This window comes from Planomonospora algeriensis (genome assembly GCF_977012225.1).
Window position 1 is genome coordinate 1 of the sequence record NZ_CDRNDK010000207.1, and the last position, 10,679, is coordinate 10,679.

General features: G+C 71.7%; 9 protein-coding genes and 1 pseudogene. 4 read left to right on the top strand and 6 right to left on the bottom strand.

Annotation, left to right across the window (positions count from 1 at the left end):
• Window positions 1–405: 405 nt before the first annotated feature.
• Window positions 406–1,521: an alanine dehydrogenase gene (gene ald / locus ACWJ6R_RS20620; protein WP_449063803.1), complete on the top strand. Its 1,116-nt coding sequence runs from the start codon at window positions 406–408 to the stop codon at window positions 1,519–1,521.
• A gap of 17 nt (window positions 1,522–1,538) precedes the next feature.
• On the opposite strand, the gene ACWJ6R_RS20625 is transcribed toward ald, so the two are convergent.
• On the bottom strand, window positions 1,539–2,564 hold the full coding sequence (locus ACWJ6R_RS20625; protein WP_449063804.1) for a TerC/Alx family metal homeostasis membrane protein: 1,026 nt from the start codon (window positions 2,562–2,564) through the stop codon (window positions 1,539–1,541).
• 305 nt (window positions 2,565–2,869) lie between these two features.
• Window positions 2,870–3,571: a DUF3105 domain-containing protein gene (locus tag ACWJ6R_RS20630; RefSeq protein ID WP_449063805.1), complete on the bottom strand. Its 702-nt coding sequence runs from the start codon at window positions 3,569–3,571 to the stop codon at window positions 2,870–2,872.
• Window positions 3,572–3,692: 121 nt separating this feature from the next.
• On the opposite strand from ACWJ6R_RS20630, the gene ACWJ6R_RS20635 reads away from it, so the two are divergent.
• Both ACWJ6R_RS20635 and ACWJ6R_RS20640 read left to right on the top strand, forming a co-directional pair.
• Window positions 3,693–4,343 carry a DUF305 domain-containing protein gene (locus tag ACWJ6R_RS20635; RefSeq protein WP_449063806.1) on the top strand — a complete coding sequence of 217 codons (651 nt, stop codon included), beginning with the start codon at window positions 3,693–3,695 and terminating at the stop codon, window positions 4,341–4,343.
• A gap of 100 nt (window positions 4,344–4,443) precedes the next feature.
• Window positions 4,444–4,740, top strand: a complete 297-nt coding sequence (locus ACWJ6R_RS20640) for a DUF3467 domain-containing protein (RefSeq protein WP_068894489.1) — start codon at window positions 4,444–4,446, stop codon at window positions 4,738–4,740.
• A 134-nt stretch (window positions 4,741–4,874) separates the two neighbouring features.
• Here ACWJ6R_RS20640 and trpS read toward each other — a convergent pair whose 3' ends face one another.
• From trpS to ACWJ6R_RS20660, 4 genes and pseudogenes are all read right to left on the bottom strand, one after another.
• Entirely contained in the window at window positions 4,875–5,840 is a 966-nt protein-coding gene (trpS, locus tag ACWJ6R_RS20645) for a tryptophan--tRNA ligase (protein WP_449063807.1), read from the bottom strand.
• Window positions 5,841–5,995: 155 nt separating this feature from the next.
• A pseudogene (locus ACWJ6R_RS20650) lies at window positions 5,996–7,200 on the bottom strand (threonine aldolase family protein).
• The gene (locus tag ACWJ6R_RS20655) at window positions 7,155–7,793 is read right to left on the bottom strand and encodes an SDR family NAD(P)-dependent oxidoreductase (RefSeq protein WP_449063808.1); all 639 of its coding nucleotides are present in this window, start codon (window positions 7,791–7,793) and stop codon (window positions 7,155–7,157) included. Before ACWJ6R_RS20655 ends, ACWJ6R_RS20650 begins: the two are co-directional and overlap by 46 nt.
• Window positions 7,790–9,889 (bottom strand): DUF6421 family protein, encoded by a 2,100-nt coding sequence (locus ACWJ6R_RS20660; RefSeq protein WP_449063809.1) that lies wholly within the window; start codon window positions 9,887–9,889, stop codon window positions 7,790–7,792. The genes ACWJ6R_RS20655 and ACWJ6R_RS20660 overlap by 4 nt, the downstream gene beginning before the upstream one ends.
• Window positions 9,890–10,038: 149 nt before the next feature.
• On the opposite strand from ACWJ6R_RS20660, the gene ACWJ6R_RS20665 reads away from it, so the two are divergent.
• On the top strand, window positions 10,039–10,679 hold a 641-nt coding region (locus ACWJ6R_RS20665), incomplete at its 3' end, for a UvrD-helicase domain-containing protein (RefSeq protein WP_449063810.1).

Below are 10,679 nucleotides of genomic sequence, written 5' to 3' on the forward strand. Positions count from 1 at the left end.
ACCGGCTCCCGCCCGGGGTCACCGGGGACCGCGCCTCCGGGGACCTGCCCGGGAGCGCCGGACGGCGGCGCGCCGGGGACCGGTCCCGGAACCGGCCGGGTCCCGGAGCCGGGCGGACCGGAGGGAACAGGTGGAGGTCCCTGCGGCTCCGGCGTCCCACCGGGTCCCGAGTGCTTCCCCATCGTCATATCCCCGCGTTCTCCACGTGTGCTGGCGCGAGCCTACCGATCTCCGCAGAGAGTACGTAATCAGCCGGTAAAGGCCGGTTGAGAGAACCCGATGAGCTGCGGCCGTTGACAGATCGTCGCCAAGGCCGCTCGATTCCTTCCACCCTGGGCATGGTGGCCGCTTCCCCGGGAACGCAGAGTGAAGGAGGACCGCAGGCGGCGAACCCCTGGAGGAGTCGTGAGGATCGCAGTTCCCCGAGAGGTCAAGAACCACGAGTACCGCGTGGCGCTCACCCCGGCCGGAACCCACGAGTTCGTCCGGCAGGGCCACCGGGTCTTCGTGGAGAAGGACGCCGGGGCCGGGTCGTCCATCCCCGACTCCTCCTTCGAGAGCGCCGGCGCGACCATCGTGGACTCGGCCGACGAGGTGTGGGCGGAGGGCGAGCTCATCCTGAAGGTGAAGGAGCCCGTTCCCGAGGAGTACCACCGGATGCGCAAGGGACAGGTCCTGTTCACCTACCTGCACCTGGCCGCCTCCGAGGGCTGCACCCGCGCCATGCTGGACGCCGGGGTCACGGGCGTCGCCTACGAGACCGTGCAGACCCCCGACGGCCGCCTGCCGCTGCTGGCGCCGATGTCGGAGGTGGCGGGACGGCTCGCCCCGCAGGTGGGGGCGTACCACCTGATGCGGCAGGGCGGCGGGCGCGGCGTGCTCATGGGCGGGGTGCCGGGCGTGCACGCGGCCAGGGTGGTGGTGATCGGCGCGGGGGTGTCCGGCATGAACGCCGCCGTCATCGCGCTGGGCATGCACGCCGAGGTGGTGCTGCTGGACAGGAGCATCGACCGGCTCCGCCAGGCCGACGCCGTCTACCGGGGCCACTGCCGTACGATCGCCTCGAACATCTACGAGATCGAGCGTGCCGTCCTGGAGGCCGACCTGGTCATCGGCGCCGTGCTGGTGCCCGGCGCGAAGGCCCCCACCCTGGTCACCAACGAACTCGTCAGCCGGATGCGGCCCGGTTCGGTCCTGGTGGACATCTCCATCGACCAGGGCGGCTGTTTCGAGGACTCCCGGCCGACCACCCACGCCGACCCCACCTACCGTGTGCACGGCTCGGTGTTCTACTGCGTGGCCAACATGCCGGGCGCGGTCCCGCACACCTCGACCTACGCGCTGACCAACGTGACCCTGCCCTACGCCCTGTCCATCGCAGAGCTGGGCTGGCGGGAGGCGTTGCGCCGCGACCCGTCGCTGGCGCTGGGCCTGAACACGCACGAGGGGCACCTGACCAACCGGCCCGTGGCCGAGACGCACGGGCTGGAGGCGGTGCCCCTGGAGCGGATCCTCCCCTGACGACTCGGCGGCTTCGGTCAGCGCCCGGCGGCGGAGGAGACCGCGTCCGGGTCGCGGCGGTCGTCGCGGCGGTTGGCGTACACGCTCGTGGCCGTGACCGTGGCCAGGACGCCGATGATGACCCCCAGCGAGACCGGGGTGGGGATCTCCGGGAGCCACGTCCAGATGCCGTGCGCCCAGTGCAGGATGAGCTTGACCCCGATGAAGGCCAGGATGACGCTGAGCCCGTGGTTGAGGTGGCGCAGCTTCGTCAGGACGCCCTGCAGGACGAAGTAGAGCGCCCGCAGGCCCAGCAGGGCGAAGGCGTTCGTGGCGAAGACGATGTACGGATCCTCCGTCACGCCGTACACCGCGGGCACAGAGTCGACGGCGAAGACGATGTCGGTGGCGAAGACGGCCACGACGGCCAGCGCGAGCGGGGTGAGGGCGCGGCGGCCTCCCTCGCGGACCACCATGCGGAAACCCCGGTAGTCATCGGTGACCGGCATGAAGCGCCGCAGCAGCCGGACCGTGCGCATGGAGGAGATGTCGACCTCCTGCTCGTGCCCGCCCAGCGCGTCCCGGAGGATCTTCACCGCGGTGACGATCAGCACCCCGCCGAAGAGCAGGAACGCCCAGGTGCCGCTCTGCAGGACGGCCGCCCCGAGCGCGATGAAGACCACGCGCAGTACCAGCGCCCCGACGATGCCGTACAGCAGGACCCGCTGGGCCAGGGCCGCCGGGACCGCGAAGGCGGCCAGCAGCAGCATGAACACGAACAGGTTGTCCACCGACAGCGACTTCTCCACCACGTAGCCGGTGAAGAACTCCACCGACACGGTGGAGCCGTGGTCCACCCAGAGGTAGACGCCGAAGACGAGGGGCAGCGCCAGGTAGAAGACCGACCAGCCGACCGCCTCGCGCATCCGCACCTCGTGCGGGCGCCGGGTCAGCAGGGAGTCGAGCGCGAACAGCAGCAGCAGGACGATGACACTGATCGTCCACATCCCCGGCGAGCCGATCGTCTGAAGATCTGCTGCGAGCATGCCTGCCTCAACGGGCATGACGTCTCCTCGAACGTGCGTGATCGTTCGAGGTCTCCTTCACCCGCGTGGGCGGCCGCCCGAGGATGCTCTGGGGCATCCGTATTGACCGGGCCGGCGCTTGGGAAGTACTCCCCTCGCCCACCAGGCTAGAGCACACCTGGGGGTTGTCAACGCGGACCCCGGCCGTCCGGCGGCGGCCCGGGTCTCCGGGGCCGCTCTCTCCCGTGGGAAGCCCGGCCGGAGCGACCGGGCCGGCCCGGAGACGGAGAGGACGGCGCGGGTCCTCCGCAGCCGCCCTCATCCGCCTCCCGGGGCCGCCCGGGTCAGGACGTTGGCGTGGCGCTCGGCGCCGGGGTCGCGGTCGGGTCCTCGTGCGGCGCCGCCGAAGGGCTCGGGCTGGCCGTCGGGATCGGCTGCTCGGCGGTCGTGGTGGTCACGTCGCTGTCGCAGGAGGCGCCCAGCTCGGGCGTCTCGGGACCCTGCTTGTACTTGGCGATGAACTTGGGCAGGCGCGGGTCGTCGGCGCCGTTCAGCCTGAGCTGCTTGTTCCAGGCGCTGACCACGACCTTGGCGGGCAGGCCGGGGTACGGGCTCAGCAGCATGTAGTCCTTGGAGGCCAGCTCCTTGAGGATGTCCAGCTGGTCCTTGGGCAGGTCCGGCTGATAGGTGATCCACACGGCGCCGTGCTCCATCGAGTGCACGGCGTTCTCGTTGTTGATCGGCGCATCGTAGATCCCGCAGTTCTGCCAGGCGGGGTGGTGCTCCCCGCCCATCGGCGGGTTCTCCTTGTAGGAGACCTTGGTCTGGACGTGGAGGCTACCGGGGTACTTGGCGCTGGTGACCGCGTCCAGCGAGGTCTTGCCCGCCTGGTCGACCAGGTAGAAGCCGACCAGCCCGACGAGCAGGAGGATGACGAGGCCTCCGCCGCCCCACATCATCAGAGCGGTCTTGCGCTCTTTGGCCTTCTGATCCGCGCGCATCCTGGCGAGCGTCTCCCGCCGCGCCTGCGCCTTGTCCTTTGACATCGATCCTCCACCCGGCAACCAGCTCCGGGTCACCTTATGCCCTAGTGGCGTATGTGGAGAATAAGGGATGCGAGGGACGTGACACCGCGGGGTCGGCCGGGATGAGTAGGCTTGGCGGGCAATGGAGAATCCCGTCGGCAGCACTCCGAACCCCAGGCGGCGCCTGATCGTCGCCGCGGCTCTGGCCTGCCTCGTCGCGCTCGCCGCCGCGGTGCTCGTCCTGGGCCGGACCGGTGAGCCCACCGACGCCTCCGCCGAGGCCGGGTTCGCCCGCGACATGGCCTCCCACCACGCCCAGGCGGTGGAGATGTCGTTCATCGCCAGGGACGGCAGCTCCGATGACGCGCTCCGCCTGCTCGCCTACGACATCATCGTCACGCAGACCGCCCAGCGCGGCATGTTCATGGGCTGGCTGCAGCAGTGGGAGCTCGGCCAGGCGACCGAGCGGCCGTCGATGGCCTGGATGGCCGGTCACGGTCACGGCGGTACGGCCGGCGTCCCGGCCGCCATGCCGGGCATGGCGAGCGCGGCGGAGCTCGACCGGCTCCGCAAGGCGACCGGCAGGGAGCAGGAGATCCTCTTCCTCCAGCTCATGATCCGCCACCACGAGGGCGGAGTGCAGATGGCGGAGGCCCTGCTGAAGCTCTCCGATCGTGACGAGGTGGTCACGATGGCGCGGCACATCGTGAACACGCAGGACGGAGAGATCAAACTGATGACGGACATGCTGAAGCAGCGGGGTGCCCAGCCGCTGCCGTCCATACGGCAATGAGTCAGGCATACATGTGAATAGCGTCAGCGTGTTCCCTGCGCGGCCGGATTCCGGCCGGGGCGGCATGGCGGAACCGATCTGGCCGGAGGAGACTTAAGTGGTGAACGACGAGCCGGAGAACCGCCTGGAGGTGAGCATCTCCGCCGAGGTCGAGATGGGGCAGTACGCCAACTTCGCCTCGGTGTGGCACACCCAGGATGGTTTCGTCCTGGACTTCGCGGTGATCACCAGACCGCCCCAGCTGGCCAACGACCCTTCGTCGGGCCAGCATTTCGTCAGCGTGCCGACCCGGATCGTCAGCCGGATCCGCATCCCCCCGAGCCAGGTGTTCGAGCTGATGAAGGCTCTGGAGCAGCAGCTCACCCAGTACGAGCAGGAGACGGGCCACAAGCACTGACCACGCGGATCCGTCCGCGGCCGGTCCGGGGACCGCTCCGGCCCTCGGACCGGGCCCCGGCTGGGGCGGTCATCCGTGTCTCCGGCCGAGCTGCGGCCCGGCCGGAGACACGGCCTCAGGTCAGGCCGATCGCCTCAAGTCAGGCCGATCGCCCGGCGGGCGGCCGCCAGGACCTCCGAGGCGCGCCCGGCCGCCCGGGCGGCGTGCTCCTCCAGGATCCGGTCGAGTTCCGCCGGATCGGCCGAGAGCTCGTCGAAACGCCGCCGGATCGGGACCAGCGTCTCGGTGACCGCCTCGGCCGCGTCCTTCTTGAGCGCGCCGTAGGAGGGGTAGGAGAGCGACTCGACCGGCCGCCCGGTGCAGGCGGCGAGCAGGGCGAGCAGGTTCGACACCCCCGGTTTCGCCGCCGGGTCGTGGCGGACCTCCGTACCGGAGTCGGTGACCGCCCGCATGATCTTGCGCCGGACGTCGGCCGGCTCGTCCAGCAGGTGGACCGTCCCCGCGGCGGAGCCGTCGGACTTGCCCATCTTGGCGGTGGGCTCGGCCAGGTCCATGACGCGGGCGGCCAGGCGCGGGTGCACGGCCTCGGGGACCGTGAAGGTCTCGCCGTACAGGTGGTTGAAGCGCAGGGCCAGGTCCCGGGTGAGCTCGACGTGCTGGCGTTGGTCCTCACCCACCGGGACCAGGTCCGCCCGGTGCAGCAGGATGTCGGCCGCCATGAGGGCGGGGTAGGTCAGCAGCGAGAGCCGTACCTCCTCCTGTGCTGCGGACTTCTCCTTGAACTGGATCATCCGGCGCATCTCGCCGTAGTGGGCGGTGCTCTCCAGCAGGTAGGCCAGCTCCGTGTGGGCGGGCACCCGCGACTGCACGTAGACCCCGGAGCGGTCCAGGCCGCAGGCGAGCAGCAGGGTCGCCGCCTCGCGGGTGCGGGCGCGCAGCCGTCCGGGGTCGTGCCTGATCGTCAGGGCGTGCAGGTCGGCGACGGCGTAGACGCAATCGGCCTCGTCCTGGAGCCGTACGGCGGGCAGGATCGCGCCGAGGTAGTTGCCGAGGGTCAGCCGGCCGGTCGGCTTGAACGCGGAGAAGACGCGTTTGGTCATGGTGGGTCCCTTCCTTCGGTGAGGGACCGCCGGGCCACCGGCCGCGGGAAGAAGAAAAAGGCCGCCGGTGAACGGCGGCCGTTTTTCGTGCGCAGTCAGGGCTGGCTAGCGGGTCCGCCGGAAGGCGGCCCGCCACAGACCCGGACTGCGGTGATTCATGCCGGGAATTGTACTTCCTCCGCGACGGCGGCGGCGAAGGCGTCGACGTCGGCCTCGGTGGTGTCGAACGCGGTCATCCAGCGGACCTCGCCGGTGGCCTCGTTCCAGGTGTAGAAGCGGAAGCGCTTCTGCAGCCGCTCGGTGGCGTCCCCCGGCAGGATCGCGAAGACCGCGTTGGCCTCGACCGGGCGCGGGATCTCCACGCCGGGCACGTCCCGGACGGCGTCGGCGAGCCGCCGGGCCATCGCGTTGGCGTTGCGGGCGTTGCGCAGCCACAGGTCCCCGGCGAGCAGCGCCTCGAACTGCACCGAGACGAACCGCATCTTGGAGGCCAGCTGCATCGCGCTCTTGCGCAGGTAGCGCAGGCCGCGCACGGCGTCCGGGTTCAGCACCACGACGGCCTCGCCGAACATCATCCCGGCCTTGGTCCCGCCGAAGGAGAGCACGTCCACCCCGGCGTCCGCGGTGAAGGCGCGCAGTGGCACGTCCAGCGCGGCGGCGGCGTTGGTGATCCGGGCGCCGTCGAGGTGGACGAGCATGCCGAGCCCGTGGGCGTGCTCGCAGATCGCCCTGATCTCCTCCGGCGTGTAGAGCGTGCCCAGCTCGGTCGTCTGCGTGATCGAGACGACCTTCGGCTGGGCGCGGTGCTCGTCGCCGAAGCCCCAGGCCTGCCGGTCGATCAGCTCGGGGGTGAGCTTGCCGTCCGGGGTGGCCACGGGCAGCAGCTTGAGCCCCGCCGTACGCTCCGGCGCGCGCCCTCGTCGGTGTGGATGTGCGCCGACTCGGCGCAGACCACGGCCTCCCAGTGCGCGGTCATCGCGCGCAGCGCGACCACGTTGGCGCCGGTGCCGTTGAACACCGGCCAGGCCTGGGCGGCCGGGCCGAAGTGGGCGCGGAAGACCTCCTGCAGGGCCTCGGTGTAGACGTCGTCGCCGTAGGCGGTCTGGTGCCCGCCGTTGGCGAGCGCGATCGCGGCGAGGATCTCCGGGTGGACTCCGGCGTAGTTGTCGCTGGCGAAGCCCTTCACCGCCGGGTCGTGCCTGCGGACGGCGCCGGTCGGCGCGGCGTCCGCGATCCCGGTCACCGCGCCCGTGGTCGCGTCCGTGGTCGCGTCCGTGGTCGCGCTCGCCGTGGTCGTGTCCGTGGTCTCGTCCGTCACTGCGTCAGGTCCATTCGGGTGCCGTTGGCCTCGGTGTCCCACAGGCCCTCGATCGCCGCGGCGAGGTCGTCGACGTCGGTGAAGCCGGGGAACTTCCTGTCGGGGTCCGCCGCGCGCATGCCCTCGTGCACGAGCGCCTTGACGACCAGGATGTTCGCGGTCGCGCCGGTCCCCTCCAGGGCGTCGGCGAAGGCCAGGGTCCAGGCCTCGGCGGCGGCCTTGGCGGTGCCGTACGCCGCGTTGCCCTGGGTGGGCCGCTCGGCGGCCTTGGCGGAGACGATCGCGAACCGGCCCCGCCCGCTCTCCTTGAGCAGCGGCTCGAAGGCCAGGGTGACGTGCTGGAGGGTGCGCACCAGCAGGTCGTGCAGGAGGTCCCAGTCCTCCAGCTTCGTCTCGGCGAAGGTCTTCGACCCGCGCCAGCCGCCGACCAGGTGCACCAGGCCGTCGACGCGGCCGTGCTCGGCCCGGACGTCCGCGGCGAGCCTCCGTACGGCCTCGAAGTCGAGCAGGTCGACCGCGAGCGTGCCGTCGGCGCCGGACTTGTCCACGCCGATGACGGTGTGGCCGGAGGCGGTGAAGCGGCGGACGGCGGCCTGGCCCGCGGGGCCCGCCGCGCCCGCGATGATGATGATCATGCTCGGATCCCCTTCGTGGAGTCGACGACCTCGCCGAGCTTACGGCGCAGGGCCTCGTAGAACATGCTCAGCGGGAACTCGTCGGGCAGCACCGCGTCCACCACCGCCTTCGGGAAGCCGTCCGCGGGCAGGGCGTCCACGCCCTTCGCCCAGACCGAGGCCGGGTGCGGCTCGACGTAGGCGGCGACGAGCTCGTGCGCGGCCAGCCAGTGGGCCAGCTTGGAGCGGTCGATGCCGTCGCGGTAGAGCTTCTCCACCTCGCCGCGCAGGTCGGCCACGCCCCCGGCGAGCCGGGACCAGTCGACGCTGAGCCGGTTGTCGGTCCACCGGACGACGTCGTTGCGGTGCAGGTAGGCGAAGAGCAGCTGACCGCCGAGGCCGTCGTAGTTGCGGACCCGGCCGCCGGTGATCGGGAAGCGGAACAGCCGGTCGAACAGGATGGCGTGCTGGACGTAGCGGGCGTGCGGCACGCCCTCGGCCTCCAGCCGCACCGCCTCGCCGAACGCGGTCAGGTCGCAGCGCAGCTCCTCCAGGGAGTAGAGCCAGTACGGCATGCGCTGCTTGATCATGAACGGGTCGAACGGCAGGTCGCCGTGGCTGTGGGTCCGGTCGTGGATCAGGTCCCAGAGCACGAAGGTGTCCTGGGCCAGCTCCTGCGACTCCAGCAGCCGCGCCGCGTCCGGCGGCAGGGCCAGCTTGAGCGTGTCGGCGGCGGCCCTGCCGACCCGGCGGAAGCGGGCGGCCTCGCGGTCGCAGAAGATGCCGCCCCAGGTGAAGCGGGCCGGCGTCTCGCGGACCGCGACGGTCTCGGGGAAGAGCACCGCGGAGTCGGTGTCGTAGCCGGAGGTGAAGTCCTCGAAGGCGATCGGCACGAACATCGGGTTGTCGTAGCGGGCGTCCTCCAGCTCGGCGAGCCACTGCGGCCAGACGGTCCGGATCCAGACGGCCTCGACGTGCCGGCGGGTACTGCCGTTCTGCGTGTACATCGGGAAGACGACGAGGTGCTCCAGGCCGTCGACCCGCTGGGCGTCGGGGTGGAAGGCGTTGAGCGAGTCGAGGAAGTCGGGGACGCCGAGGCCCTGCGCGACCCACTTGCCGAAGTCCGCGACGACCGCGTCGAGGTAGGCCGCGTCGTGCGGGAAGCGCGGCGCCAGCTCGGCGGTCCGGTCGACGATCTCGGAGATCAGCGCGACGGCCAGGTCGCGGTCCCCCTCGATGGAGCCGTCCTTCGCCTGCAGCGGCTGGAGCCGCTCGACCGCGTCCTTGAGCCCGGCGAAGGCGGCGCGGGCGTCGCCGCCGGCCCGCTCGGCCCGCTCGGGGACCCGGGCGGCCCAGGTGACGAGGTTGCCCCAGAGCGCGGCGTGGTCGTACTCGTCGATCGAGTCGTCGCCGAACAGGTCGGAGTCGGCGACCACGACGACCCGCCCCCTGCCGTGCCGTACGGCCAGCGCGAGCGGGCGGTCGGCGGGGTCGGCGGTCGGGGAGGTCGAGAAGAGCACGGTGACGTCGCCGGGGGCGAGCTCGGGGCTCGGGGTCAGGACCCCGGCGCGGTAGAAGCAGGCGCGGCGGGCCCCGGCCAGGAGGTCCTCCCTGCCGGTCTCGCCGGGCACGCCCATCACCCAGGAGGCCACGCCGTTGTGGGCGTTGCGGGGGTCCTGCACGGTGGTGTGCTCGACGCGGACGCCGAAGACGTCGAGGAGGTCGGCGAGGTTGCTGCCGTACTTGTCCTGCTCGCACTCGGCCAGCACGACGAGGCCGCCGCCGCCGGCGACGTAGGTCTCGATCGCGTCGAGCTCCTCGGCGAGGAAGACCGGGCTGCCCAGGCCGGTGGTGCGCTCCCAGCGGCCGGCGGAGGGGTGCGCGATCACGAACACGTCGGCGCCGTCGAGGACGGCCGGGGTGATCGCACCCCCGCCTCCGGCGGCGCTCCCGGTGTGCGCGGTGACGGTGTGGCCCAGGCGGCGGAGCAGTCCGGCGGCGCGGGCGTAGCTGTTGTCGTCCGGGTGGCCCGGGTTCATCGTCTCGGCCACCTCCCGCCGGATGGTCCACGACTCGCTGTGTGCCTCGTCGAACAGCACCCGCGGGAATGCCCTCACGAAAGATCCTCCTGCCATCCGGCTCTATCGAAGGAAAATATACACATCTTGCCCGAATATAGACACACCCCTTATCCTCTGCATGGGATCTGCGAGGATGCGGGCCCCGATTGGGACCCGCCCGGCGACACGGAGGAGTGCATCCGCGCGTGAGCACCTCCGCGGCGGCCGGGCCGGACGAGCTGCGCGACGCGCGCTCCCACCCGTTCGTGGTCTGGCGGACCTTCCTCCACCCCGAGCAGCACCGCATCGCCTACCGCGAGTCGTACTCCGGCCCGGCCCAGGTCTCGGGCGGTCCCGGGACCGGCAAGACGACCATCGCCCTGCACCGGGCCGCCCACCTCGCGCACCGGCTCGCCGCGCACGGGCCCGGCGGGACGGTGCTGCTGACCACCTACGCCCGCAACCTCGCCGAGGCCCTCGACCGCCAGCTCGCCCTGCTCGTCGGCGACGAGCGGGCCTACCGGCGCGTCGAGGTCTCCGGGATCGACCGTCTGGCCATGCGCACCGTCCGCGGCGCGCTCGGTCTCTATCCGCAGACGGTGCCCCGGCCCGACCTCGAACGGGCCTGGGACGCGGCCGCGCGGAGCTCCGGACTCCCGTACGGCGGGGGCTTCCTGCTGCGCGAGTGGGAGCAGGTGATCCTGGCGCAGGACATCCGCGACGAGGAGGGCTACCTCGCCTGCGCGCGCCCCGGCCGGGGGACCCGGCTGCCCGCGCCGCCGGGCGGCCATCTGGCGGGTGATGACCGAGGAGGCCGGCCGGCTGCGGGCGGCGGGGCGCTGGACCT